Raw genomic sequence first — 24,559 nt, forward strand, 5'->3', positions numbered from 1 at the left:
GCGTCGTCCCCGGGAGGCCGTACGGTGGGGGCATGGACTCGACGCCTGGGGCCGCGGTGGGCTGGGACGGGGCGATCAACGCCCGGCGCCTGGCCGGGGACGTCTACCGGATGGGGCGCGCCGAGCGGCTGACGCCCGCGGGCTGGCGCGCCGCCGCGGCGGACGGCGTGCGCACGGTGGTGGACCTGCGCAACGCCGGCGAGCGCCACCGCCGGCCCACCGATCCCGTGGACGAGCCCGCGGCGCGGGCGGGCATCACCGTGCTGCACCGCCCCACGGAGGACCCGGCCCACCCGGAGTTCGCCCTCGTGGGCACGCCGTACCTCAACCACCCGCGGGGCTACCCCGACTACCTGCGGCTGTTCCCCGGGCCGATCGCGCAGGCCGTGCGCGCGGTCGCCACCGCCGACGGGGCGGTGGTGGTCCACTGCTCGGCGGGACGGGACCGGACCGGGGTGCTCGCGCTGCTCCTGCTGCGGCTCGCCGGCGCGGGCACGGCCCGGATCGTCGCGGAGGACGAGGCCGCCGCCCGCGGGATCAACGAGTGGCACCGCGTCTCGCCCGTGCCGCACCCGGTCGAGCGCCACCACCCGGAGGAGGAGCTGGCCGCGCTGCTGGCCGGGCGCAGGGCGGCCCTCGAGGAGCTCAGCGCCGGGCTCGACGCCGAGGCGTACCTGCGGGACGCCGGCCTCACCGGCGAGGAGCTCGCGGCGCTGCGCCGCCGGCTCGGGGGGACGGACCGGCTCGGGGGGCTCAGCCGGCCGGCCGGTCCTTGAGGAAGTTCGTGATCCGCACGGTGCACAGCCGGGAGCCGTCCTCGTGCTCGATGACCACCTCGTGGCAGGTGAGCGAGCGGCCCAGCTGAAGGGCGGTGGCCGTCGCGGTCACGGTGCCCGAGCGCGAGGAGCGGTGGTGGGTCGCGTTGACGTCCACGCCCACGGCGACCTTGCCCATCGTGGACGCGTGGATGACGGCCGCCCAGGAGCCCACCGCCTCGCCGAGGGCGACCATCGCGCCGCCGTGCAGCAGGCCCAGCGACTGCCGGTTGCCCTCCACGGGCATCGTGGCGACCACGCGCTGCGCCGACTCCTCCAGGACGGTCACGCCCATCTTCTCGTCCAGCTCCCCCAGCACGATGCGCCAGGGCTCGTGGGGTCCGTTCCGGGTCATGGCTCTCCTCGGTGGGCTCGGCCGGGGCCGGGTCCACCCGGCGGTCCGGGACCGGCCCGGAAAGCTCCCCCGGACGGTGGCCCCTGGGTGTGACGTACGTTATCGTGGTCATAATACCGAACGATCGGTCAGGATGCCGGGAGGGGTCTCGCCCCGCCCGTGCGCACCCGAGGGAAAGGACCACGCACCGTGGCAGCACAGACCCAGACCATCCTCCCCAGCTACCTCCGCGGGCAGTGGTGGACGCCGGAGCACCCGCAGAAGGTCGTGGACGTCACCGACGCCTCGACCGGCGAGGTCGTGGCGCGCGTGTCGACCGACGGCATCGACATCGCCTCCGCCGTCGAGTACGGGCGGACCGTGGGCCAGCGCTCCCTCGGGGAGCTCACCCTCCACGAGCGCGCGCTCAAGCTCAAGGAGCTCGCCCAGTACCTCACGGAGCGCAAGCAGGAGCTCTACGACATCTCCTACTCGACCGGGGCCACCCTCCGGGACCACTTCGTGGACGTCGACGGCGGCATCGGCACCCTCTTCACGTTCTCCTCGAAGGGCCGGCGCGAGCTGCCCAACGCCAACGTCATCGTGGACGGGGCCGTGGAGCCGCTCTCGCGGGACGGCTCGTTCCTGGGCGAGCACATCTACTCCCGGATGCCCGGCGTCGCCGTGCAGATCAACGCGTTCAACTTCCCGGTGTGGGGCTTCCTCGAGAAGTTCAGCCCGGCCTTCCTCGCCGGCATGCCGACCATCGTGAAGCCCGCGACGCCCACCGGCTACGTGACCGAGGCCTGCGTGCGGCTGATGGTCGCGTCCGGCATCCTGCCCGAGGGCTCCCTGCAGCTGGTCTCCGGCTCGGCGCGGGACCTCGTGGACCACCTCGACTACCGCGACCACGTGGCGTTCACCGGCTCCGCCGGCACCGCCCGGTCGCTGCGCGAGCACGACAACGTCGTCAACGGCGGGGTCCGCTTCACCGCCGAGACGGACTCCCTCAACGCCGCGATCCTGGCTCCCGACGCGACCCCGGAGACCCCGGAGTTCGAGGCGTTCGTGAAGTCCGTGTTCGTCGAGATCACGGCCAAGGCCGGGCAGAAGTGCACCGCGATCCGCCGCGTGATCGTGCCGCAGGAGCGCGTGGAGGACGTGGTGGCCGCGGTCGCCGAGCGCGTGCAGCAGCGGGTGGTGGTCGGCGACCCCCGCACCGAGGGCGTCACCATGGGCGCGCTCGCCTCCAAGGAGCAGCAGCGCGAGGTCCGCAGGGCCGTCGAGCGCCTCGTCGCCGCGGGCGGCACGGTCCGCCTCGGCGGCCCCGACGCCCCCGTGGACGGGGTCGACGCCGAGACCGGGGCCTTCTTCCCCGTGACCGTCCTGTCCTTCGACGACCCCGAGACCCCCGAGGTGCACTTCGTCGAGGCCTTCGGGCCCGTGACCTCGGTGATCGGCTACACCGACGTCGACGACGCCGTGCGGCTGGCGGCACTGGGCGGCGGGTCGCTGGTGGCCACCGTGTGCACGAACGACGGACCGACCGCCGCCCGCTTCGCCGCCGGCATCGGCTCCCACCACGGCCGCGTGCACTTCCTCAACCGCCAGGACGCGAAGACGACCACCGGCCACGGCTCGCCCGTGCCGCACCTGGTGCACGGCGGCCCCGGGCGCGCCGGCGGCGGGGAGGAGCTGGGCGGGGTGCGGGGCGTCAAGCACTACATGCAGCGCACGGCGATCCAGGGCTCGCCCGACATCCTCACGGCCGTCACGGGAGTGTGGCACCGGGGTGCGGCGGCGAACACCGTGACCCGGGAGGACGTGGAGAGGGGCACGGGCGAGCACCCGTTCCGCAAGTCGCTGGAGAGCCTGCGGATCGGCGACCAGTTCGCCTCCGAGCTGCGCACCGTGACCCTGGAGGACATCACCGACTTCGCCGAGCGGACCGGCGACAGGTTCTACGCCCACACGGACGAGGAGGCCGCCACCGCCAACCCGTTCTTCCCGCGCCGGGTCGCCCACGGCTACCTGCTCGTGTCCTGGGCCGCCGGACTGTTCGTGGAGCCGGCACCGGGGCCCGTGCTCGCCAACTACGGGCTGGAGAACCTGCGGTTCCTCACCCCGGTGACCTACGACGACGCCGTGCGGGTGACCCTGACCGCCAAGCAGATCACCCCGCGCGTCACCGACGAGTACGGCGAGGTCCGCTGGGACGCGATCCTGCACAACCAGCACGACGAGATCGTGGCGACCTACGACGTGCTGACCCTGGTCGCGAAGACCTGGCCCGCCGCCTGACCCCTCCGGCCCTCGCGCCGAGCCCCCAGGAGCAATGCAATCCCCCACGCCACGGCGTGGGGGATTGCGGGCATCCTGGGGGCTCGGCGGACAGTCCGCCACAGCCCGCGGGGGCTCGGCGGCAGCGGGTCAGGGGGCGCGCAGGCCCGAGAACGCGAGGGTGACCACGGCGTCGGCCAGCGCGTCCGTGGACCTGCCCCCTTCGGGCTTGTACCAGTCCACGATCGAGTTGATCATGCCCAGCAGCAGGCGCGAGGCGGAGCGGCCGGTGAGGTCGGCGCGCAGGGCGCCCTCCTGCTGGGCCTGCTCGATCAGCGCCGCGACCTGCCGGGTGATGGTGCGGCGCCGCTCGAGCGCCCGCGTCTCGACCTCCGAGTTGCCCCGCAGCCGCAGCAGCAGGGTCACGTAGGGCATCTGCTCGACCAGCACGCGCACGGTCCCCCGGATCACGTGCTCGAGGCGCTCGACCGCCGGCGCGGACATCTTCTCCCCCGACGCGATGACCTCCTCGAGGGCGTCCAGGGCACGGGCGAGCGCCTGCTCGAGGATCTGCTCCTTCGACTCCACGTGGTGGTAGATGGCCGACTTGGAGATCCCCAGGTGCTTGGAGAGGGTGCCCATCGACGTCGCGTCGTAGCCGTGGACGTTGAACACCTCCACGCACACGCTGAGCAGCGTCTCGCGGTCGTAGCCGGGCCGGCCGCGGCGCGGCGTCTCGGTGGCCGCGGCGGCGGGCGCCGGAGCGTGGGACATGGGGACCTCGATCTCGGGGCGGACACGGGAACAGCGATCTTACAACGCAGCACGTCCCCGGACGGTCCCGGGGGCTGCGGCGGACCGGCTCAGGCCCCGGGGATCACGACTTGTCCCGGAGGTCGTAGACGCGGCGGAGCTTGCCCGAGGAGCGGGCCAGCGTGCCGGGCTCGGCGATCCGGACGGCGGCGGAGGAGCCGATCTTCGTCTTGATGGCGTGCAGCAGCCTGCGGCCCCCGGCCTCGGCCGCCTCGACGGTGACCTCGTCGCGCCGCTCGATGTTGACGGTCATCTCGTCCATCCGGTGCGGGCGGGTGATCTCGAGGGTGAAGTGGGGGCTCAGCTCGGGGATCTCCAGGGCGAGCTCCTCGATCTGGGACGGGAAGAGGTTCACCCCGCGCAGGATGATCATGTCGTCCGAGCGGCCCGTGATCCGGCCCATCCGCCGGTGCCCGGGGCGGTCCGTGCCCGGGAGCAGGCGGGTGAGGTCGTGGGTGCGGTAGCGGATGATCGGCAGCGCCTCCTTGGTCAGCGCCGTGAACACGAGCTCGCCGGGCCGGCCCGTCTCGAGGACCTCGTCCGTGAAGGGGTCGACGATCTCGGGGCGGAAGTGGTCCTCCCAGATGTGGGAGCCGTCCTTGGACGCGGCGGACTCGCCGGCCACGCCGGGGCCCATGACCTCCGAGAGGCCGTAGATGTCGCACGCGTCGACCCCGAAGACGCTCTCGATCTCGCGGCGCATCTGCTCGGTCCACGGCTCCGCGCCGAGCACCGCGGTGCGCAGGGAGCTCTCGCGCGGGTCCAGGCCCAGCCGGCGGAAGCCGTCGGCGATGGTCAGCAGGTAGGTGGGCGTGGACAGGATGGCCTGGGGCTGGAAGTCCCGGATCATCTGGACCTGCTTCTCCGTCTGCCCGCCGGACATCGGGATGACGGCGCAGCCCAGGCGCTCGGCGCCGTAGTGGGCGCCGAGCCCGCCGGTGAACAGCCCGTAGCCGTAGGCGTTGTGCACCCTGTCCCCGGGACGCACCCCGGAGAGCCGGAGGCAGCGGGCCACCAGCGTCGCCCAGGTCTGCAGGTCGTTCTCGGTGTAGGCGACCACGGTGGGCTGGCCGGTGGTGCCCGAGGAGGCGTGGATCCGGCGGACCTCGCCCATGGGCACGGCCAGGGACCTGAAGGGGTAGGCCTTCCGCAGGAACTCCTTGTCCGTGTACGGGAACAGCCGCAGGTCCTCGAGCTCCTTGAGGTCGCCGGGGTGCACCCCGTGGCCGTCGAAGAGCTCCCGGTAGGCGGGGACGTTCTCGTAGGCGTGGTGCAGCGTCCACCGCAGCCGCTCGAACTGCAGGAACTCGATCCGGTCCCGGCTCATCGTCTCCTCGGGGTCGGGCTGCGACCGGTCGGCGGCGGGAGGCGAGGGCGCGTAGGGGTTCGGCACGGAGGTCACGGTCATGTCAGGCTTCCTCGGACTGCTGGACGGGCTGCTGGACGGGCTGCTGGGCGGACTGGAGCACGGGCTTGCGGGCGGGGTTCGGCACGGTGCGGCTGCGGCCGCGGAACTCGGCGACGGGCACCCCGTCGGCCAGCACCTGCACGTCGTAGACGCCGCTGCGGCCGGCCTGGGCCCGCACCGTCCCGACCGCCGTGAGGACCTGCCCGGAACGGGCCGAGGAGAGGAAGTTGATGTCGCCGCCGGAGGCCACCGTGATGGTCGCGCCGTCCCCGGCCGGGTCGTTGCACGCGAGGGCGAAGCACGTGTCGGCGAACGCGAAGATCATCCCGCCGTGGGCGATGCCGAACCCGTTGAGCATCTCCTCCCGCAGGGTCATGCGGATCCGTGCGTGGCCGAACTCCGCCCGCTCCACCTCGATGCCCATCCACCGGGACGCGTGGTCCCCGGCGAGGATGGGGTGGTCCTGCGGCATGTCGCCCTCCTCACACTTCACGACCGAATGTTCAGTAGACAATCCCACAACGCCGCCCGTGTCAACCCGCCCGGAGGTGACGATCCGGCCCGCCGGCCGTGTTGACGGGGCCCGGCGGTGCTTATATTCTGAACGAACGGTCAGTTAGTCGCGGGGCGGCCACCCCTCCGCGGCGCCATCACGTTCGGAAGAGGGACACCATGACGTCGCAGAACACCGGGCTCCACGCGGTGCCCGCCGCGGACGCGGCCGAGCAGGAGCGCGCGGGGCAGGAGCACTTCGACCGCATCATCGCGGAGGACTCCCGGATCGAGCCGCGCGACTGGATGCCCGAGGCCTACCGCCGGACGCTCGTGCGGCAGATCTCGCAGCACGCGCACTCGGAGATCATCGGCATGCAGCCCGAGGGCAACTGGATCAGCCGCGCCCCCTCCCTCAAGCGCAAGGCCATCCTCATGGCCAAGGTGCAGGACGAGGCCGGCCACGGGCTCTACCTGTACTCCGCCGCCGAGACCCTGGGCACCCCCCGCTCGGAGCTCACCCAGCAGCTGCTGGACGGCCGGGCGAAGTACTCCTCGATCTTCAACTACCCCGCCCGCACCTGGGCCGACATGGGCGCCATCGGCTGGCTCGTGGACGGCGCCGCGATCGCCAACCAGGTGCCCCTGTGCCGCGCCTCCTACGGTCCCTACGGCCGTGCCATGGTGCGCATCTGCAAGGAGGAGTCCTTCCACCAGCGGCAGGGCTGGGAGATCCTCTACGAGCTCTCCCACGGCACCCCTGCGCAGAAGCAGATGGCCCAGGACGCCGTGGACCGCTTCTACGGCCCGGCCCTGCAGATGTTCGGCCCGCCCGACGACGACTCCCCCAACTCGAAGCAGTCGATGGCGTGGAACATCAAGCGCTTCTCCAACGACGAGCTGCGCCAGCGCTTCGTGGACATGATCGTCCCCCAGGCCGAGGCGCTGGGCCTGACCCTGCCGGACCCGGACCTGAAGTGGAACGAGGAGCGCGGCCACTACGACTACGGACCGCTGGACTGGGACGAGTTCAAGGCCGTGATCTCCGGCAAGGGCCCGTGCAGCGTGCAGCGCATGCAGCGCCGCCGCCAGGCCCACGAGGACGGCGCCTGGGTGCGCGAGGCCGCCGCCGCCTACGCCCGCAAGACCGCCGCGGAGCGCGCCTCCGCCGCCCTGATCGGAGCCTGAGGCCCATGAGCGAGAACACCGTGACCCCGATCGGCCCGACGGACGAGTGGCCCCTGTGGGAGGTGTTCGTGCGGTCCTCGCGCGGGCTCTCCCACGTCCACGCCGGGTCCCTGCACGCCCCGGACGCGACCATGGCCGTGCGCAACGCCCGCGACCTCTACACCCGCCGCAACGAGGGCACCTCCGTGTGGGTCGTCCCCTCCGACGCGATCACGGCCTCGGACCCCGACTCCAAGGGCGGGTACTTCGAGTCCGCGCAGGGCAAGAGCTACCGGCACGCCACCTACTACACCAGGAGCGAAGGGGTGAAGCACCTGTGAGCTTCGCATCCCACGACTCCGCGACCCGGATCAGCGCGGGCAGCGCCATCACCGCGGAGGACATCGGGGCGAGCGGCGCGAAGGCCCCCGAGGACGTCGCCCGCTACGCCCTCTACCTGGGCGACGACGCCCTGGTGCTCGCCCAGCGGCTGGGCTGGTGGATCGCCCGGGCCCCGGAGCTCGAGGAGGACGTCGCGCTGGGCAACATCGCCCTGGACCTGCTCGGCCACGCCCGCTTCCTCCTCACCTACGCGGGCACCGCGTGGGGGAGGAGCGAGGACGACCTCGCCTACTTCCGCGACGAGGAGGAGTTCCGCTCCTGCCGCCTCGTGGAGCAGGAGAACGGCGACTTCGGGCAGACCATCGCCCGGCAACTGATCTTCTCCTACTACCAGCACGAGCTCTACCGCCGCCTGGTGCGCTCCACCGACGCGACGCTCGCGGCCGTCGCCGACAAGGCCCTCAAGGAGGTCCAGTACCACCAGGACCACGCGAGCCAGTGGACGCTGCGCCTGGGCCTGGGCACGGAGGAGTCCCGGCGCCGGATCCAGGAGGGGCTGGCCACCATGTGGCCCTACGTGGACGAGCTGTTCCACGACGACGAGCTCGTCGAGTCCCTCGGCGACGTGGCCGTGCGCCCCTCGACCCTGCGCGCCGGCTTCGACGAGCGGATCGCGGCGATCCTCCGGGAGGCCGGCCTCGACGTCCCCGCCGTCGCCGGCGCCTGGGGCGGGGACCGCTCCGGGCGGTTCAGCGAGCAGCGCGGCCACATCCTCGCCGAGATGCAGGTGCTGGCGCGCCAGCACCCGGGGGCCACCTGGTGACGGGGCCGACGACGACCGGCGGCGAGCGGATCACGGGCCGGGAGCTGCGGCCGGACGACCCCGCCGCCGCCCGCATCTGGGACGTCGCCGCCACCGTGAACGACCCCGAGGTGCCCGTGCTGTCCATCGCCGACCTCGGCATCCTGCGGGACGCCCGCGCCGAGGGTGAGCGCGCCGTCGTGGTCATCACGCCGACCTACTCGGGGTGCCCGGCGATGGGGACCATCACCGCCGACGTCACGCGGGCGCTCAACGCGCACGGCTGGGACGACGTGCGGGTGGACCTGGTGCTGCAGCCCGCCTGGACGACCGACTGGATGAGCGACGAGGGCCGCCGCAAGCTCGACGAGTACGGCATCGCCCCGCCCACCGGCAGGACGGCCGCCGAACCCGTCCGGCTCGGCCTCACGGTCAAGTGCCCGCGCTGCCACTCCCTCGACACCCGGGAGCTGACCCGCTTCGGGTCCACGGCCTGCAAGGCGCTCCACGTGTGCAACGAGTGCCTCGAACCCTTCGACTACTTCAAGGTGCACTGATGACCGACACCACCACCGCCCCGGCCCGGCGCCGGGCCACGTTCACCTCGTTGGAGGTCACACAGGTCCGCCGGCTCACGGCGGACTCGGTCGAGGTCGCCTTCGCCGTGCCCTCGGAGCTCGTCGAGGACTACGACTACCTGCCCGGGCAGTACGTGGCGCTGCGCGCCGTCATCGACGGGCACGAGGTCCGCCGCTCCTACTCGATCTGCGCGGAGCCGCGGCCGGGCGAGCTGCGGGTGGCGATCAAGAAGGACATCGGCGGCCTGTTCTCCACGTGGGCCAACGAGTCCCTCGCGGCCGGCGACCGGCTCGACGTCATGAACCCCCAGGGGGCGTTCACCTCCAGGCTCGGGCTCACGTCCATGAACGACCCCGAGCGGCTCGCCGCGGAGGAGGTCGCCCGCAACGCCTCGGTGCACCTCGTGGCCTTCGCCGCGGGCTCCGGCATCACCCCGATCATGGCGATCGCCAAGGCCGTGCTGCGGGCGTCGGAGTCTTCCACGTTCGACCTGGTCTACGCCAACCGCTCCGCGACGGACGTGATGTTCGCCGAGGAGCTCGGGGACCTCAAGGACAAGTACCCGGCCCGCCTGGCCGTCCACCACGTGCTGTCCCGCGAGCAGCGGATCAGCCCGCTGATGTCCGGGCGCATCGACGCCGACAAGCTCGACGACATCCTGGACGAGGTCGTCCAGGTGGAGCGGACCGACGAGTGGTTCCTGTGCGGGCCGTTCGAGCTGGTCCAGATGTGCCGGGACGCCCTCGCCGAGCGCGGGGTGCCCGAGGAGCGGATCCGCTTCGAGCTGTTCACCACCGGCCGGCCCGAGACCCCGCAGGGCCAGCAGGGCCGCGCGGTGCCGGTCGACCCCTCCGGCGAGAACCACGAGATCACCTTCACCCTCGACGGGCTCTCCAGCTCGATCGAGTCGCCGGTGAGCGCCCGCGAGACCGTCCTCAACGCCGCGCTGCGGGTCCGCCCCGACGTCCCGTTCGCGTGCGCCGGCGGCGTGTGCGGCACCTGCCGCGCCAAGGTCGTCTCCGGTGAGTTCGAGATGGAGGAGAACTACGCCCTGGAGAAGGACGAGGTCGCCAACGGCTACGTGCTCACGTGCCAGACCCGGCCGACCTCCAAGGAGCTCGTCGTCGACTTCGACGCCTGAGCCGCCCGGGAGCCCGGCACCGCGCAGGTGTCGGGCTCCCGCCGTCCCGGCCCGCGAGACCCCCCGCCCAGACCCGCCCCAGGAGGAGCACCCGTGATCGACCTGACCATCGACGGCGCCGTGGCCGAGGTGGTGCTCGACGCACCGCAGAGGATGAACGCCCTCGACGAGACCGCCCTCGGGGAGCTCGGCGAGGCCTACGCCGAGGCGGAGCGCGCCGGCGTGCGGGCCCTCGTGCTGCGCGGGGAGGGCCGCGGGTTCTGCGCGGGGCGCGACATCTCGGGGGTGGATCCCGCCACCGACGACGCCTACGGGTACCTCGCCGGGAAGGTCACCCCGCTGCTGCGCACGATGAGCCGCTTCCCCGCCCCGACGTTCGCGGCCGTCCAGGGCGCCTGCCTGGGAGTGGGCCTGGGCCTGGCGATCGCCACGGACGTCGTCTACGTGGCGGCGACCGCGAGGATCGGCTCCCCGTTCGCCAACCTCGGCGCGACGCTGGACTCGGGCGGGCACGCCCTGTTCACGGAGCGGCTCGGCGCCCACCGCACCCTCGACCTGATCTACACCGCCGAGCTGATGAGCGGCGAGGAGGCCGTGCGCTCCGGGCTGTTCAGCCGCGCCGTGCCCGCGGAGGAGCTGCTGGAGTTCACCCGGGCCCGGGCCGCCGCCGTGGCGGAGGGCGCCACCGGGGCGTTCCTGGCCTCGCGCGAGCTCGTCGCGCAGATCCGCGACGAGCGGATCGGCCTGTGGGAGTCGGTGGAGCACGAGAACCGGGTGCAGGGCGAGCTGTGCCGCAGCGCCGACTACGCGGAGGGCTTCGCGGCGTTCCAGCAGAAGCGCCGGCCGCGGTTCACCGGCCGGCGGGACTGACCGAGCGCGGTTAAGCGGTCGGGGAACACTCCCGCGGGCGCGGGCCTCCCCCGGTTAATGTGGTCCGCATGACAACTTCGGTGACTGCCTCGGTGTTCGACCTCGCCGGTTTCGACCGCTCCGTGCGCCCCCAGGACGACCTCTACCGCCACGTCAACGGGTCCTGGCTGCGCCGGACCGAGATCCCCGACGACAAGCCCTCGGTGGGCGCGTTCATCGAGCTGCGGGACCAGGCGGAGGCCGCGGTGCGCGAGCTCATCACCACCGCGCGCGCCGGGGACCCGGGCGACGTCGAGTCGAAGATCGCCGACCTCTACGCGTCCTTCATGGACGAGGAGCGGATCGAGGCGCTCGGCGCCGCCCCCCTCGCGCCGGACCTCGCCGAGGTCGACGCCGTGGCGGACGTCCCCGGGCTGGTCCGCCACCTGGGGCGGATGATCCGCCGGGGCGTCGGCGGGCTCGTCGACGTCGACGTCGACTCGGACCCGGGCGACCCCGAGCGGTACCTGGCCTTCGTGGGCCAGTCCGGCCTCGGGCTGCCGGACGAGGAGTACTACCGGGCCGACCAGCACGCGGGCATCCGGGAGAAGTACCTCGCCCACGTGCGGACGATGCTCTCCCTGGCCGGCGCCGACGACGCCGACGAGCAGGCGCGCGCCGTCGTGGACCTGGAGACGCGGATCGCCGCCCACCACTGGGACAAGGTCACGGTCCGCGACCTCACGAAGATGTACAACCCGATGTCCTTCGAGGAGCTCGCCGCCGCCACGCGGACCCTGGACTGGGAGCTCCTGGCCGAGGGCGCGGAGCTGCCCGTCTCGGCGCTCGCGACCGTCGTCGACGCCCAGCCGAGCTTCTTCACGGGCGTCGAGGAGCTCCTGACCGAGGAGCTGCTGCCGGCGTGGCGGTCCTGGGCGCGCTGGCACCTCGTCTCCGCCCGCGCCTCCTACCTCTCGGCGGAGTTCGTCGAGGCGGACTTCGCGTTCTACGGCACCGTGCTCTCCGGGACCCCCCGGCTGAAGGACCGCTGGAAGCGCGGCGTCGAGCTCGTCAACGGCGTCCTGGGCGAGGCCGTGGGCGAGCTCTACGTCGCGGCCCACTTCCCGGCGTCGGCGAAGGAGCGGATGGACGAGCTCGTGGCGAACCTGCTCGAGGCCTACCGCGTGTCGATCACCGAGTTGGACTGGATGACGGAGGAGACCCGCCAGGAGGCGCTGAAGAAGCTCTCCAAGTTCACCCCGAAGATCGGCTACCCCGAGCAGTGGAAGGACTACTCGTCCCTGGAGATCCGCCCCGACGACCTCGTGGGCAACCGGGTGCGCACCACGGCGTTCCGGCTGGCGGAGCTGGTCCGCAAGGCCGGCCGGCCGGTGGAGAAGCACGAGTGGCTGATGACCCCGCAGACCGTCAACGCGTACTACCACCCGCTGCGCAACGAGATCGTCTTCCCCGCCGCGATCCTCCAGCCCCCGTTCTTCAACGAGGAGGCCGACGACGCCGTGAACTACGGCGCCATCGGCTCCGTGATCGGTCACGAGATCGGCCACGGCTTCGACGACAAGGGCTCCACGTGCGACGGCGACGGCCGGCTGCGCAACTGGTGGACCGACGCCGACCGGCTCGCGTTCGAGGAGCGCACCGCGGAGCTCGTGCGCCAGTACGACCGGCTGGTCCCGGAGCAGCTCGAGGACGAGGGCACGACCGTCAACGGCGAGCTGACCCTGGGCGAGAACATCGGCGACCTGGGCGGGCTGTCCATCGCCCACAAGGCCTGGCGGATGTCCCGGGAGGCGGCCTCCGCCTTCGGCGCCAGCGAGCTGGTCGACGGCTACACCCCCGAGCAGCGGCTGTTCCTGTCCTGGGCGTACGTGTGGCAGCAGAAGTCCCGCGACGAGGCGCTGCGCCACCGCATCGCCACCGACCCGCACTCCCCCAACGAGTTCCGGGCCAACCAGGTGGTGCGCAACATCCCCGCCTTCTACGAGGCCTTCGGGGTCGTGGACTCGGACGCGCTGTGGCTGCCGGAGGTCGAGCGCGTCAGCATCTGGTGAGAGACCGTGCGGGGCCCGGCCCGGGTGTCCCCGGGCCGGGCCCCGCCTCAGTCGCCGGACGTGCCGGCCGCGTCGCGGATCGTGGGATTGGGCGCGAAGCGGCGGTTGGCGAGCACGGGCACGACCTCGCGGACCTCGTCGATCCGCTCCCGCGTGGCCTCGGCGGTGAGCACCGTCTCGTCCTCACCGGCCTCGGCCACCACCACGCCCAGGGGGTCCAGGACCGCCGAGCGCCCGATCGTGTGCGCCGCACAGGTGTCCGCCGCGGCGACCCAGACGGTGTTCTCGATGGCGCGGGCCTTGAGCAGCGCCTGCCAGTGGTCCAGCTTGTGCTCCCCCGCGAACCAGGCGGCGGGCACCGCGAGCAGCTCGGCGCCGGCGTCCACGACGGCCCGGCAGATCTCCGGGAAGCGCAGGTCGTAGCAGGTGATCATGCCGACGGACAGCTCCCCGATCCGCACGACCGTGATGCCCCTGTCCCCGGGCCGGATCCGGTCGGACTCCCGGTTGCTGAAGGCGTCGTAGAGGTGGAGCTTGCGGTAGGTGCCGAGGATCGCCCCCCGCGCGTCCACGGTCACCAGGGTGTTGTAGGGGCGCCCGTCGGCGGAGCTCTCGTAGCCGCCGGCGATCACGGCCACGCCCGTCTCGGCGGCCAGGAAGGACAGCTGCTGGACGAAGCCGGACCAGCCGTCCATGACCAGCTGCTCGAAGCCCTCCTCGACCAGGTGCTCGGAGAGCATGGCCTCCTCGGGGAAGACGACCAGCTCCGCGCCGGAGGCCGCGGCCTCCCCGGCCAGCCGTCGCATCGTCTGGAGGTTCTCGGCGGTGTGCGCGGTGGGCGCGAACTGTCCGACGGCGATCTTCACGGGGCCTCCTCGGCGGGACGCGGCTGGGGGTCCCGGCCCATGCGCCGGGCCGGGACCCCCACTGTATCCGGGGTGCGGGCGCTCCGTGGAGCCGCCCCGTGCAGCCGTCCCGTGCAGCCGTCCCGTGCAGCTGCTCCGTGCAGGTGCTCCGTGCAGGTGCTCCGTGCAGGTGCTCTGCTCCGGGAGCACGTCCCGGAAGGCGGTGTCGACGGACCCGTCCGCGAGCGCCCGGGTCTCGGGCCGGGGCGTTCGGCGGTCCTCTCTCATCGGGGTCTCCTCGGGGGGGGGGGGTGGAGGTGGCCCCAGGCCGGGTCAGGGCTGGGCGGTGCACCGCGGACGCGCCGTGCGCGGTGCAGCGGAGCGGAGCGGAACGGCGGAACGGAGCGGAACGGCGGAACGGACCCGCGCGGGCGTGCCAGGATGGACGCGGACACGGCCGGCGGCGCGCCGGCATCGCCGCGCGACCGATGGGCAGGGCATGGAGGAGAAGTCGGGGACCCCGCGACGGGGGCGGCTCGCGCAGCGGGTGCTCGGTGGCGGGCAGGAGCCGGACCCGCGGTTCACCCTGGCCAACGAGCGCACCTTCCTCGCCTGGATCCGCACCGCCCTGGCGTTCCTGGCGGGCGGCATCGCCGTGGAGGCGTTCACGGCGGACGTCTTCGACGAGCCGGTGCGCACGTTCCTGGCCGTGGTGCTGCTGGCGCTGAGCATGCTGGTCAGCGCCGGGGCCGCGCTGCGCTGGATCGGGGTGGAGCGCAGCATGCGCCACCGGGCCCCGCTGCCGCTGCCCCTCATCGCGCCGCTGCTGGCGGTGGGCGGGGCGGTCGCCGCCGGGGTGCTCGTCGTCGTCGTCCTGCAGGACTGAGGTGCCGCACCCCCGCCCGGGACGGACCGGGCCGCCGCACCGGGACCCCGGGCTGCAGCCCGAGCGCACCACCATGGCGTGGGGCCGGACGATGCTGACCTTCGTGGTGGTGGCGGCGCTGTTCCTGCGCTGGGTCCCGCGGCACGGGCCGTTCGTGCTGGTCCTGCTCCTGCTGGCCGTGCTCACGGCCGCGGCCGTCTGCCTGACGCAGCGCCGGCGCTACGCGCGCAGCGCCCACGGCATCGCCCGGGACGAGCCCACCCCGGAGGTCGGCGCGGTGCTGGCCACCGCGGCGGCCGTGCTGGTCCTGGGCGCGCTCGGGCTCTGGGTGGTGCTCGTGCTCGCCTGAGACCGCCCCGGCGCGGATTTCCCCGGGCGCGGGCCCTGCTCCATAATGGATCGATCGTTCGGGGGGACGGCACTCCCCCCGCCTCCTCCCGCCGCGCCCGTCCACCCACCGGAGGAGGAGTCCCACGTGGCCACCGCCGCACCACCGCAGCCCGTCCCGCAGGTCCCGGGGCAGCAGCCCCACCAGCACCTGCGCCGCACCCTCAAGTCCCGTCATCTGACGATGATCGCGATGGGCGGGGCGATCGGCACCGGCTTGTTCGTGGCCTCGGGCAACACCATCGCCACCGCCGGGCCCGGCGGGGCGCTGCTGGCCTACACGGCCATCGGCGTGATGGTCTTCCTGCTCATGCAGAGCCTGGGCGAGATGGCGACCTACCTGCCCGTCTCCGGGGCCTTCGAGGAGTACTCCACCCGCTTCGTCAGCCCCTCCTTCGGCTTCGCCATCGGCTGGAACTACTGGTACAACTGGGCGATCACCGTCGCCGCCGAACTCGTCGCCGCCGCCCTGATCATGCGCTACTGGCTGCCCGAGGTGCCCTCCTGGACCTGGTCAGCACTGTTCCTGGCGATCCTGTTCGGCCTCAACGCCTTGAGCACCCGCGCCTACGGGGAGAGCGAGTTCTGGTTCTCCCTCATCAAGGTCACCACCGTGGTGGTCTTCCTCGCCCTCGGGGTGCTGATGATCACCGGCATCCTCGGCGGGACCTCCCCGGGAACCGCGAACTGGACCACCGGGCAGGCCCCCTTCGTCGGCGGCGGGGCCGGGGTGCTGTCGATCTTCATGGTCGCGGGCTTCTCCTTCCAGGGCACCGAGCTCGTCGGCGTGGCCGCCGGCGAGGCCCAGGACCCCGAGAAGACCGTGCCCAAGGCCATCCGCACCGTGTTCGTGCGCATCCTGCTGTTCTACATCGGGGCCATCGCCGTCATCGGCTTCCTCATCCCCCACACCAGCCCGCACCTGCTGGGCAGCGGCGTGGAGGACGTCTCCATCTCCCCCTTCACCCTGGTCTTCGACAACGCCGGGGTCCTGGCCGCGGCCTCGGTGATGAACGCGGTGATCCTCACCGCGATCCTCTCCGCCGGCAACTCCGGGCTCTACGCCGCCACCCGCATGCTCTGGGCCCTGGCCGACAGCGGCAAGGCCCCGCGCGCCCTCGCCCGCCTGGACCGCCGCGGCGTGCCGATGACCGCGCTGGTGGCCACCACCGCGGTCGGGGCCGCCTGCTTCCTCACCACCTTCATCGGCGACGGCGCCGCCTACGTCTGGCTGGTCAGCGCCTCCGGGCTGGCCGGGTTCATCGTGTGGACGGGCATCGCCTGGAGCCACTACCGCTTCCGCCGGGCCTACACCATCCAGGGCCACGACCTCGCCGACCTGCCCTTCCGCGCCCGGATCTTCCCCCTGGGACCGCTGCTGGCCCTGGCCCTGTGCGCGGTGGTCATCCTCGGGCAGAACTACCAGGCCCTCACCGGCGACATCGACCTGCTCGCGGCCCTGTCGGCCTACCTCGGCCTGCCCCTGTTCCTGGCCCTGTGGGCCGGCCACCGCCTCCTCACCGGCAGCCGCACCGTCCGCTACCAGGACGCCGACCTCACCCGCCCCTGACCCCGCCCCCACCGGGGACCACCCACGGCGAAGGCCCCGGACCGTGCCGGTCCGGGGCCTTCGCCGCGAGGGGGCGCGGTCAGTCGATGAGGTCGCGCACCACGATGGTGTCGTCGCGGTCCGGACCCACGCCGATCGCGGACATCCGGGTGCCGCTCATCGCCTCGAGCGCCTCGACGTACGCGCGGGCGTTGGCGGGAAGGTCCTCCAGGGTGCGGCAGCCCGTGATGTTCTCGGTCCAGCCGTCGAAGTACTCGAGGATCGGCTTGGCGTGGTGGAACTCGGTCTGGGTCATGGGCATCTCGTCGTGGCGCACGCCGTCGACGTCGTAGGCCACGCACACCGGGATCTTCTCGATGCCGGTGAGCACGTCCAGCTTGGTGAGGAAGTAGTCGGTGAAGCCGTTGATCCGGGAGGCGTGGCGGGCCATCACGGCGTCGTACCAGCCGGTGCGGCGGGGACGGCCGGTGTTGACCCCGAACTCGCCGCCGGTCATCCGCAGCTGCTCGCCCATCTCGTCGAAGAGCTCCGTGGGGAACGGCCCGGCGCCCACGCGCGTCGTGTAGGCCTTGATGATGCCGATGGCCCGGGTGATGCGGGTCGGGCCGATGCCGGAGCCCACGGACGCGCCGCCGGCCGTGGGGTTGGAGGAGGTCACGAACGGGTAGGTTCCGTGGTCGACGTCGAGGAACGTCGCCTGGCCGCCCTCCATGAGGACCACCTTGTCCTCGTCCAGGGCCCGGTTGAGCAGGTAGGTGGAGTCCACGATCATCGGGGCGAGCCGGTCGGCGTACTGCAGGAAGTAGTCCACGACCTCCTCGACCTGGATGGCCCGGCGGTTGTAGAGCTTCACGAGCAGCTCGTTCTTCTGCCGCAGCGCGCCCTCGATCTTCTGCCGCAGGATCGACTCGTCCAGCACGTCCTGCACGCGGATCCCCAGCCGGCCGACCTTGTCCATGTAGGTGGGGCCGATGCCGCGTCCGGTGGTGCCGATCGCCCGCTTGCCGAGGAAGCGCTCCGTGACCTGGTCCATGGTCTGGTGGTAGGGGGCGACCAGGTGGGCGTTGGCGGAGATGCGCAGCCGGGAGGTGTCGGCCCCGCGCGCCTCCAGGCCGTCGATCTCCTCGAACAGGGCCTGGGGGTTGACGACGACGCCGTTGCCGATCACGGGGACCGCGTTGGGGCTGAGGATGCCGGCGGGCAGGAGCTTGAGCTCGAACTTGTCACCGCCCACGACCACGGTGTGCCCGGCGTTGTTGCCGCCGTTGGGCTTGACGACGTAGTCGACCCGGCCGCCGAGCAGATCGGTGGCCTTGCCCTTGCCCTCGTCACCCCACTGGGCGCCGACGATCACGATTGCTGGCATTGAACGACTCTCCTGCCTGGCTGGCGCGGGACCTCTCCCGCGGTGTCCAGGGCCGGGAGCGCCCCGACCGGACACGACAACGCCCCTGCGGCGGCCCGCTCCTGTGCGCACGCTCGCGCGGCGCCGTACCGGCAGGAGGAGGCCCAGGGGCTCGTACCGTGCAAGTCTACCGGTCCGTGACCCGCCGCACGCGGAGGACCTCCCGTGCGGGCCCGGCCGGCGTGCGCGGGGGCGGGCGGCGTCCGATAACCTCGGTGCTCATGAGCACCCCTTCCTCCTCGGCCCGGCCGTCCGCCGAGCCGGCCGTCCGGTCGTCCCCACCGGGGTCCGGCCACCACCTCAAGGCCCGTCACCTCGTGATGATGGCGCTCGGCAGCGCCATCGGCACCGGCCTGTTCATCGGCAGCGGGGCGGCGATCAGCACCGCCGGGCCGGCCGTGCTGCTGTCCTTCCTCGTGGCCTGCGTGCTGCTGGTGCTCGTGATGCGGGCGCTCGGGGAGATGGCCGCCGCGGACCCGTCCCCGGGGGCCTTCTCCACCTACGCCGAGAAGGCGATGGGCCCCACCGTGGGCCGCACCCTGGGCTGGCTGTGGTGGGCGCAGATCGTCGTGGTGGTCGCCGCGGAGGCCACGGCCGCGGCGCAGCTGCTGACGGAGCTGTGGCCGGTGGCCGAGCAGTGGGTGGTGGCGCTGGTGTTCATGGTCGTCTTCACGGCGATCAACCTCGTGAAGGTCAGCACGCTCGGCGAGACGGAGTTCTGGTTCGCCCTCATGAAGGTGCTCGCCGTCGTGGCCTTCCTCGGGGTGGGCGCCGCCCTGCTCCTGGGCCTGCTGGAGCCGCCCTCCCCGGGGTGGAGCAACCTGACCGCGCACGGGGGCTTCCTGCCCAACGGGCTGACCGGGGTGGCCGCGGCCCTGCTCGTGGTGATCTTCGCGTTCGGCGGCACCGAGCTCGTGACCATCGCCGCCGCCGAGACCGAGGACCCGCAGCACAACGTGGCCCGGGCGATCCGCACGATCCTGGTGCGCATCCTCGTCTTCTACGTGGGCGCCGTGACGGTCATGGTGCTCGTCCTGCCGTGGAACGACGAGCAGCTCTCCGTCAGCCCCTTCGTCGCCGTGCTCGACGCGGCGGGCGTGCCGGGGGCGGACGTGGTGATGGCCGTGATCATCATCCTGTCGCTGCTGTCCGCGCTCAACGCCAACATCTACGGCTCCTCGCGCATGCTCTACTCCCTGGCCCGCCGCGGCTCCGCGCCGCGCACCTTCGCCACCGTCACCGACCGCGGGGTGCCCCGCACCGCGGTGGTCGTCTCCGTGGTCTTCGGCTTCCTCGCCGTGGTCCTGAACTACCTGTGGCCCGAGACCGTGCTGCTGTGGATGCTCAACACCGTGGGCGCCACGTGCCTCGTGGTGTGGGGGCTGGCCCTGGTCTCCCAGATCGTGCTGCGCCGCCGGGCGGACCGCGCGGGCACCGAGCTGCCCCTGCGGATGTGGGCGTTCCCCTGGCTGTCCTACCTGGCCCTGGCCATCCTCGCCGCGATCCTCCTGCTGGGCATGCTCGACGACGCGGTGCGCGTGCAGCTGCTGCTCACCGGAGGCCTCGTGCTGCTCATCGCCCTGGCCGCCGGACTGCTGGGCCGGCGGCAGGCCCGGGAGGCCGGCTCCGCGCACTGACCGCCCGGTGCGTGACACGCGTCACTCCGCGCGGTTGAATGGGACCACGGAGCCGGAGCGCCGGCGGAACCGAGATCCCACGGGCACGTGCCCGGGCGCCCGACCCTTCCGAGGGGAGAAGTCCGATGGCACGGTGGTCCGGCAGGCACGGCACGGCGGCGGGGGCGGTGGCGGGGCTCCTCCTGCTGAGCGCCTGCGGCGGTGCGCAGGAGGAGCAGGGCAGCACGCTCTCCCAGGCGCGGGAGGAAGGCTCCATCACCGTGGGCTTCGCCGGTGAGGCGCCCTACAGCTTCGAGGAGGACGGCGAGCTGACCGGCGCGGCGGTGGATCTGCACCGGGCGATCTTCCAGGAGCTGGGGATCCAGGAGCTCGAGGGCGTCAACACCGAGTTCGGCTCGCTCATCCCGGGACTCTCGGCCGACCGCTTCGACGCGGTCAGCGCGGGCATGTCGATCCTGCCGGAGCGCTGCGAGCAGGCCGCCTTCGGCGATCCGGAGTTCATGTACACGACCGCCCTCCTGGTCCCCGAGGGCAACCCGCGCGGACTGCAGACCCTCGACGACGTCGCCGCCGACCCCCAGGTGCGGCTGGTCACGATGACGGGCGCCATCGAGGGGGACTACGCCGACGCCCTGGGCATCGAGAACACCGAGGTCGGCGGCCCGCAGGACGGCATGGACGCCGTGGTCAACGGCCGGGCGGACGTCTTCGCCCTGGGCGGGATCGCGCTCAACTGGATGGAGCAGCAGAACCCGGACGCCCCCATCGAGGTCACCGAGTCCTACGTCCAGGAGATCGACGGCGTCCCGCAGGTGGGCGCGGGCGCCACGGTGTTCCGCACCGAGGACCAGGAGCTGCGGGACGCCTACAACGAGCAGCTCGCCCGGATCGTCGGCGACGAGCAGCGCTACCTCGAGCTCATGAGCCCCTACGGCATCACCGCCCAGGAGCGCCCGGACGGCTCCGTGACCACCGAGCAGCTGTGCGCCGGCGAGCTCGAGCAGGAGGCCGGCCCCACCGCCTCGGCGGGGTGAGACCGTGGACGGCAATCTCGGGGTCCTGCGGGAGTCCCTGCCCCGGCTCGCCGAGGGCGTGCTCGTCACCCTCCAGCTGACCCTGGGCGGAGCGCTGGGCGCGTTCGTCCTCGCGGTGGTCCTCGGACTGCTCGCCCGCTCGGGCAGCACCCTCGTGCGGGCGCTCGTCCGGGTGGTCGTGGAGTTCTTCCGGGGCACGTCGCTGCTCGTCCAGCTGTTCTGGCTGTTCTTCGTGCTGCCGCTGCTGGGGGTGGAGCTCGAGCCCATGACCTGCGGCATCCTGGCCCTGTCCCTGAACTACGGGGCGTACGGCGCCGAGGTGGTCCGGGGCTCCGTCGCCGCGGTGGACCGGGGCCAGTGGGAGGCGGCGCACGCTCTCGGGATGTCGGCGGCGCACCGGATGCGCCGGATCATCTTCCCGCAGGCCTGGGCGCTGATGCTCCCCTCGCTGGCGAACCTGCTGATCCAGCTGCTCAAGGGCACCGCGGTGGTCACCTTCATCACCCTGAGCGACCTCACCTTCCACATCGAGCAGCTGCGGCAGTCCACGGGCAGCACGCTGTTCGCCTTCACGGTGGGCCTGCTCCTCTACTTCGTCCTGGCCTACCTGCTCAACCTCGGGATGAACGTGCTCGAGATCCGGGCCAAGCACACCCTGGGCCGGGGTCGGTCGATGCGGGAGATCTGGTTGCCGACCCGGCCGAAGCCCGTCGAAACGGGCGGTGAACAGCTGTGATCTGGAGCTGGGAGCGCGCGGCCGAGGCCCTGCCCCTGCTGCTGGAGGGGTTCAGGATCACGCTGCTGGCCACGGTGCTCGGCACGCTCATCGCCACGGTGCTGGGGCTCGCCATCGCGGTGCTCAGACGCGTGCTCCCGGGCCCGGCGCGCGCGGTCCTCCACTGGCTCACGGAGTTCGTCCGGATGACCCCGCTCGTGGTCCAGCTGCTGTTCGCCTATTACCTGCTCACCGGCGTGTCCGGGCTGGTCATCGGGATCGCCGTCATCGGGATCCACTACTCGACGTACATGGCGGAGAGCTACCGGGCGGGCATCGAGGCCGTGCCCAAGGGGCAGTGGGAGGCCGCGGCCGCTCTGTCCCTGCCGGCCTCGCGCACGTGGCGGGACGTGGTGCTGCCGCAGGCGCTGCGGGCGACGATCCCCTCGCTGGGCAACTATGCCGTCGCCATGTTCAAGGACACCCCGTTGCTGTTCGCCATCTCCGTGGTGGAGCTCGTCACGGCGGCCCAGCAGTTCGGGGCCCGCAACTTCGCCTACACGGAGGCCTTCACCCTCGCCGGCCTGATCTTCCTCCTGGCCAGCTACCCGACCTCCCTCCTGGTCCGACGATTGGAGAAGCACCTTGCCCACTACTGACCGCGGGGACGAGGTCCTCGACCCGTCCGCCGACGGAACGCCGGCGGACCGCCCCACAGGCTCCCCGGACGCCCCGGCCGTCGAGTTCCGGAACGCCGTCAAGCGCTTCGGCGAGCACACCGTGCTCGACGGGCTGGACCTCACGGTCCGCGGGGGCGAGCGCGTGACCCTCATCGGCCCCTCCGGCTCCGGCAAGACGACGATCCTGCGCCTGCTCATGACCCTGGAGGAGCTGACCGACGGCTTCGTCCTCGTGGACGGGCAGCCTCTGACCCACGAGCTGCGCGACGGGCGGCGCGTGCCCGTGCCGCCCCGGCGGCGGAAGCAGATCACCCGTCGGATCGGCATGGTCTTCCAGCAGTTCAACCTCTTCCCCAACATGAGCGTGCTCGGGAACATCACCGAGGCGCCGATGCACGTGCTGGGGATGAGCAGGGCAGAGGCCCGGGAGCGGGCCATGGACCTGCTGCGGCAGGTGGGGCTCGAGCAGAAGGCCGGCGAGCACCCGTCACGGCTGTCGGGGGGCCAGCAGCAGCGCGTGGCCATCGCTCGCGCGCTCGCGATGGACCCGGCGATCCTGCTCCTCGACGAGGTCACCTCGGCCCTGGACCCGGAGCTCGTGGACGACGTGCTCAATGTCCTGCGCCGGGTCGCCGGGACCACGGACATCACCATGCTCATCGTCACGCACGAGATGCAGTTCGCCCGTGACGTCTCCGACCGCGTGCTCATGTTCGACGGCGGACGGATCATCGAGGACGGGTCCCCGGAGCAGATCTTCACAGCGCCCGGCAACGAGCGCACGCGATCCTTCCTGCGCGCGGTCCTGTGACGGCCCGGTCCGGGGCAGCCGCGAGGCAACCGACCGAGATCCCCGGGCTGCGGCAGGGTCGCCGCGACCCGCGCTCAGCAGCGCGGGATCAGCGGCTCGTCGGCGCGCGCCCGCAGCTCCTGCACCGTCCACGTGTTGCCGTCGGGGTCGCTGAAGCCGAAGAACGTGCCGCCGTCGCGCTCGTCGACGACCTCGAGCGCGCCCGCCTCGACGCCCCGGCGCAGCAGCTGCTCCCGGGCGGCCCGGGCGTCCGAGACCACGAGCTGGAGGCCGCGCATCGACCCCGGGGCCATCTCCCGGTGGGCGGGGAGGTTGCCCACCACGATCGAGCAGCCCGACCCGGGCGGGGTCAGCTGGGCGACGTCCATCCGCTCGGTCGTGGTGTGGTGGTCCAGGTGGAAGCCCACCCGGTCCCGGTAGAACTCCACGGCGCGGTCGATGTCCCGCACGGGCAGCAGCACCACCTCCAGTGTCCAGTCCACGGTCAGCCTCCCTGTCCGCCCAGCACCTCGGCGAGCAGCTCCTCGAGCCGCTCGTAGCCCTCGGACATCCCGGCCTCCATGTCCTCGGACAGGTAGCGCTCGCGCGCCTCGAGCGTCGGGTACACCGACCGCCCGGTGAGCCGGCACCGGCCGCCGGGCAGCTCCTCGAAGCGCGCGTACTCGAGGGTGATGACGTCGGGCCAGGCCTCGTACTCGAAGGTCTGGACGATCAGCTCGTTCTCCCGCACGGTGTGGAACACCCCGCGGAACGCGTACTCCGGCGCGTCCTGCTCCCCGTCCGTCCCGCGCTGGACGAAGCGGTAGGTGCCGCCGGTGCGGCAGTCGTGGACGTCGATGCGGGTGCTCAGGCCACGGGGGCCGATCCACTGCCGGTACAGCTCCGGGTCCGCGTGGGCGTGGAAGACCTCGGCGGCGGGCAGGTCGAACTCCCGCACGTAGTGGACGAGGGGCGTGCCCTCGGGCGCCGTGAGGCGCAGTGCGTTGGCCATGGCGGTCTCCTCGGTGCTCACCGGGTCCGCGCGGCGGCGAGCAGCTCCTCGAGCCGCTCGTAGCCGTCGGACATCCCGGACTCCATGCCCGAGGCGGCCATGCCGTCGCGGGCCTCCAGGGAGGGGTGGATCGTGTGGCCGTGCAGCCGGCAGCGGCCGTCGCCGAGGTCCTCGAAGGCCAGGAACTCGAGTTCGACGCTGTCGGGGTAGCCCCCGAACTCGAAGGTCTGGACCACGAGCTCGTTCTCGCGGACGGTGTGCAGGACACCGCGGAAGGAGTAGGAGACGCCGTCGGGCCCCGTGTGGTGGTAGTGGTAGCCGCCGCCGGTGCGGAAGTCCCAGTGGTCGACCTCCACGTGGGTGCCGCGCGGGCCGAGCCACTGGTCCAGCAGCGCCGGGTCGGCGTGGGCGCGGAAGACCTCCGCGACCGGGAAGTCGAACTCGCGCTCGAAGTCGATGTAGGGAACGCCGTCGGGGACGGCCAGGTGCAGAGGATGTCCCATG

26 protein-coding genes are annotated in these 24,559 nt (G+C 72.4%); 17 read left to right on the top strand and 9 right to left on the bottom strand.

Features of this window, described 5'->3' with window-relative positions; genetic code table 11:
- Positions 1 to 32: 32 nt before the first annotated feature.
- The gene (locus tag M3185_RS01080; protein ID WP_251331822.1) at positions 33 to 776 is read left to right on the top strand and encodes a tyrosine-protein phosphatase; all 744 of its coding nucleotides are present in this window, start codon (positions 33 to 35) and stop codon (positions 774 to 776) included.
- Here the strand turns inward: M3185_RS01080 and M3185_RS01085 are convergent.
- Positions 754 to 1,170 carry a PaaI family thioesterase gene (locus tag M3185_RS01085; RefSeq protein WP_251331823.1) on the bottom strand — a complete coding sequence of 139 codons (417 nt, stop codon included), beginning with the start codon at positions 1,168 to 1,170 and terminating at the stop codon, positions 754 to 756. The two genes, M3185_RS01080 and M3185_RS01085, sit on opposite strands and share 23 nt — an antisense overlap.
- Before the next feature lie 189 nt (positions 1,171 to 1,359).
- Here M3185_RS01085 and paaZ point away from each other — a divergent pair, with 189 nt between their 5' ends.
- Entirely contained in the window at positions 1,360 to 3,450 is a 2,091-nt protein-coding gene (gene paaZ / locus M3185_RS01090; protein WP_251331824.1) for a phenylacetic acid degradation bifunctional protein PaaZ, read from the top strand.
- A 129-nt stretch (positions 3,451 to 3,579) separates the two neighbouring features.
- Here the strand turns inward: paaZ and M3185_RS01095 are convergent, their stop codons facing one another.
- The 3 genes from M3185_RS01095 to M3185_RS01105 form a co-directional block, all read right to left on the bottom strand.
- The gene (locus M3185_RS01095; RefSeq protein ID WP_251331825.1) at positions 3,580 to 4,203 is read right to left on the bottom strand and encodes a TetR/AcrR family transcriptional regulator; all 624 of its coding nucleotides are present in this window, start codon (positions 4,201 to 4,203) and stop codon (positions 3,580 to 3,582) included.
- A 103-nt stretch (positions 4,204 to 4,306) separates the two neighbouring features.
- A complete protein-coding gene (locus M3185_RS01100) occupies positions 4,307 to 5,650 on the bottom strand; it encodes a phenylacetate--CoA ligase family protein (protein WP_251331826.1) in 1,344 nt (447 codons plus the stop codon).
- Position 5,651: 1 nt separating this feature from the next.
- Complete coding sequence (locus M3185_RS01105) at positions 5,652 to 6,122, bottom strand: hotdog fold thioesterase (RefSeq protein ID WP_251331827.1); 471 nt, start codon at positions 6,120 to 6,122, stop codon at positions 5,652 to 5,654.
- A 200-nt stretch (positions 6,123 to 6,322) separates the two neighbouring features.
- Here M3185_RS01105 and paaA point away from each other — a divergent pair, with 200 nt between their 5' ends.
- The 7 genes from paaA (at position 6,323) to M3185_RS01140 (ending at position 13,094) form a co-directional block, all read left to right on the top strand.
- On the top strand, positions 6,323 to 7,330 hold the full coding sequence (gene paaA, locus M3185_RS01110) for a 1,2-phenylacetyl-CoA epoxidase subunit PaaA (RefSeq protein WP_251331828.1): 1,008 nt from the start codon (positions 6,323 to 6,325) through the stop codon (positions 7,328 to 7,330).
- 5 nt (positions 7,331 to 7,335) lie between these two features.
- Entirely contained in the window at positions 7,336 to 7,650 is a 315-nt protein-coding gene (paaB, locus tag M3185_RS01115; RefSeq protein ID WP_251331829.1) for a 1,2-phenylacetyl-CoA epoxidase subunit PaaB, read from the top strand.
- Complete coding sequence (gene paaC, locus M3185_RS01120; protein ID WP_251331830.1) at positions 7,647 to 8,474, top strand: 1,2-phenylacetyl-CoA epoxidase subunit PaaC; 828 nt, start codon at positions 7,647 to 7,649, stop codon at positions 8,472 to 8,474. The genes paaB and paaC overlap by 4 nt, the downstream gene beginning before the upstream one ends.
- The gene (gene paaD / locus M3185_RS01125; protein WP_251331831.1) at positions 8,471 to 9,010 is read left to right on the top strand and encodes a 1,2-phenylacetyl-CoA epoxidase subunit PaaD; all 540 of its coding nucleotides are present in this window, start codon (positions 8,471 to 8,473) and stop codon (positions 9,008 to 9,010) included. The genes paaC and paaD overlap by 4 nt, the downstream gene beginning before the upstream one ends.
- Positions 9,010 to 10,173, top strand: a complete 1,164-nt coding sequence (gene paaE / locus M3185_RS01130; protein WP_251331832.1) for a 1,2-phenylacetyl-CoA epoxidase subunit PaaE — start codon at positions 9,010 to 9,012, stop codon at positions 10,171 to 10,173. The genes paaD and paaE overlap by 1 nt, the downstream gene beginning before the upstream one ends.
- 93 nt (positions 10,174 to 10,266) lie before the next feature.
- Entirely contained in the window at positions 10,267 to 11,043 is a 777-nt protein-coding gene (locus M3185_RS01135) for an enoyl-CoA hydratase/isomerase family protein (protein WP_251331833.1), read from the top strand.
- Between the two features lie 68 nt (positions 11,044 to 11,111).
- Positions 11,112 to 13,094 carry a M13 family metallopeptidase gene (locus tag M3185_RS01140; protein WP_251331834.1) on the top strand — a complete coding sequence of 661 codons (1,983 nt, stop codon included), beginning with the start codon at positions 11,112 to 11,114 and terminating at the stop codon, positions 13,092 to 13,094.
- Between the two features lie 47 nt (positions 13,095 to 13,141).
- On the opposite strand, the gene M3185_RS01145 is transcribed toward M3185_RS01140, so the two are convergent.
- Positions 13,142 to 13,960 carry a carbon-nitrogen hydrolase family protein gene (locus M3185_RS01145; protein WP_251331835.1) on the bottom strand — a complete coding sequence of 273 codons (819 nt, stop codon included), beginning with the start codon at positions 13,958 to 13,960 and terminating at the stop codon, positions 13,142 to 13,144.
- Positions 13,961 to 14,438: 478 nt separating this feature from the next.
- Here M3185_RS01145 and M3185_RS01150 point away from each other — a divergent pair, with 478 nt between their 5' ends.
- The 3 genes from M3185_RS01150 to M3185_RS01160 are packed head-to-tail and all read left to right on the top strand — an operon-like array spanning position 14,439 to position 16,782.
- Positions 14,439 to 14,825 carry a YidH family protein gene (locus M3185_RS01150; protein ID WP_251331836.1) on the top strand — a complete coding sequence of 129 codons (387 nt, stop codon included), beginning with the start codon at positions 14,439 to 14,441 and terminating at the stop codon, positions 14,823 to 14,825.
- A 1-nt stretch (position 14,826) separates the two neighbouring features.
- Positions 14,827 to 15,174: a DUF202 domain-containing protein gene (locus M3185_RS01155; protein WP_308222160.1), complete on the top strand. Its 348-nt coding sequence runs from the start codon at positions 14,827 to 14,829 to the stop codon at positions 15,172 to 15,174.
- A gap of 45 nt (positions 15,175 to 15,219) precedes the next feature.
- The gene (locus M3185_RS01160) at positions 15,220 to 16,782 is read left to right on the top strand and encodes an amino acid permease (RefSeq protein ID WP_445298417.1); all 1,563 of its coding nucleotides are present in this window, start codon (positions 15,220 to 15,222) and stop codon (positions 16,780 to 16,782) included.
- A 79-nt stretch (positions 16,783 to 16,861) separates the two neighbouring features.
- Here M3185_RS01160 and M3185_RS01165 read toward each other — a convergent pair whose 3' ends face one another.
- On the bottom strand, positions 16,862 to 18,148 hold the full coding sequence (locus M3185_RS01165) for an adenylosuccinate synthase (RefSeq protein WP_251331837.1): 1,287 nt from the start codon (positions 18,146 to 18,148) through the stop codon (positions 16,862 to 16,864).
- Positions 18,149 to 18,408: 260 nt separating this feature from the next.
- Here M3185_RS01165 and M3185_RS01170 point away from each other — a divergent pair, with 260 nt between their 5' ends.
- From M3185_RS01170 to ehuA, 5 genes are all read left to right on the top strand, one after another.
- Positions 18,409 to 19,824, top strand: a complete 1,416-nt coding sequence (locus M3185_RS01170) for an amino acid permease (protein WP_285859264.1) — start codon at positions 18,409 to 18,411, stop codon at positions 19,822 to 19,824.
- A gap of 125 nt (positions 19,825 to 19,949) precedes the next feature.
- Positions 19,950 to 20,858: an ectoine/hydroxyectoine ABC transporter substrate-binding protein EhuB gene (gene ehuB / locus M3185_RS01175; RefSeq protein WP_251331839.1), complete on the top strand. Its 909-nt coding sequence runs from the start codon at positions 19,950 to 19,952 to the stop codon at positions 20,856 to 20,858.
- Positions 20,859 to 20,862: 4 nt separating this feature from the next.
- Positions 20,863 to 21,594, top strand: coding sequence for an ectoine/hydroxyectoine ABC transporter permease subunit EhuC (gene ehuC / locus M3185_RS01180; protein ID WP_251331840.1), 732 nt, complete (start codon positions 20,863 to 20,865; stop codon positions 21,592 to 21,594).
- Positions 21,591 to 22,232 carry an ectoine/hydroxyectoine ABC transporter permease subunit EhuD gene (gene ehuD / locus M3185_RS01185; protein WP_251331841.1) on the top strand — a complete coding sequence of 214 codons (642 nt, stop codon included), beginning with the start codon at positions 21,591 to 21,593 and terminating at the stop codon, positions 22,230 to 22,232. The genes ehuC and ehuD overlap by 4 nt, the downstream gene beginning before the upstream one ends.
- The gene (gene ehuA / locus M3185_RS01190) at positions 22,219 to 23,064 is read left to right on the top strand and encodes an ectoine/hydroxyectoine ABC transporter ATP-binding protein EhuA (RefSeq protein ID WP_285859266.1); all 846 of its coding nucleotides are present in this window, start codon (positions 22,219 to 22,221) and stop codon (positions 23,062 to 23,064) included. The genes ehuD and ehuA overlap by 14 nt, the downstream gene beginning before the upstream one ends.
- Positions 23,065 to 23,138: 74 nt before the next feature.
- Here ehuA and M3185_RS01195 read toward each other — a convergent pair whose 3' ends face one another.
- Genes M3185_RS01195 through M3185_RS01205 form a run of 3 tightly spaced genes read right to left on the bottom strand, consistent with a single transcriptional unit; the run spans position 23,139 to position 24,558 of the window.
- A complete protein-coding gene (locus M3185_RS01195; RefSeq protein ID WP_251331842.1) occupies positions 23,139 to 23,546 on the bottom strand; it encodes a VOC family protein in 408 nt (135 codons plus the stop codon).
- Positions 23,547 to 23,548: 2 nt separating this feature from the next.
- Complete coding sequence (locus M3185_RS01200; RefSeq protein ID WP_251331843.1) at positions 23,549 to 24,055, bottom strand: SRPBCC family protein; 507 nt, start codon at positions 24,053 to 24,055, stop codon at positions 23,549 to 23,551.
- Between the two features lie 17 nt (positions 24,056 to 24,072).
- Positions 24,073 to 24,558 carry an SRPBCC family protein gene (locus M3185_RS01205; protein WP_251331844.1) on the bottom strand — a complete coding sequence of 162 codons (486 nt, stop codon included), beginning with the start codon at positions 24,556 to 24,558 and terminating at the stop codon, positions 24,073 to 24,075.
- Position 24,559: the final 1 nt, after the last annotated feature.

This window comes from Kocuria rosea, from assembly GCF_023715525.1.
In the GTDB taxonomy this organism is placed as follows: domain Bacteria; phylum Actinomycetota; class Actinomycetes; order Actinomycetales; family Micrococcaceae; genus Kocuria; species Kocuria rosea_A.